We start from the raw sequence: 309 nt of genomic DNA, 5'->3' as shown, positions 1-309 counted from the left end.
CAGCTCCCCGAGGCCTATCGTGGTTCGCCACGTCCTTCTTCGGCTTCTGGCGCCTAGGCATCCTCCGTGCGCTCTTAGTAGCTTAACCATCTTGCCTAAAAGACAAGTTCCAGTTAAGACCACAGCTATCGGATGTTTCAGCATTTCATATCGTTCGTATCCAGTTTTCAAGGTACAAGTGTTTTTATGGACGAATCAGCTACAAAGGTAAACCTCAGTAAAAGACACGTCTATAACTTTTTTGGCGCAAAAATGCACCGCTTGGCGACGTCCTACTCTCCCAGGACCCTGCGGTCCAAGTACCATCGG

The 309-nt window shown here is 49.2% G+C and carries 1 rRNA gene; it reads right to left on the bottom strand.

What is annotated here, in order from left to right:
• Window positions 1–88, bottom strand: a 23S ribosomal RNA gene (locus M3223_RS24085); the annotation flags it as partial.
• Window positions 89–309 lie beyond the last annotated feature (221 nt).

This window comes from Paenibacillus pasadenensis, from assembly GCF_023715725.1.
Lineage (GTDB): Bacteria > Bacillota > Bacilli > Paenibacillales > Paenibacillaceae > Paenibacillus_O > Paenibacillus_O pasadenensis_A.
The sequence above is the reverse complement of the archived record's forward strand: the minus strand, read 5'-3'. Positions and strand labels throughout refer to the sequence as shown.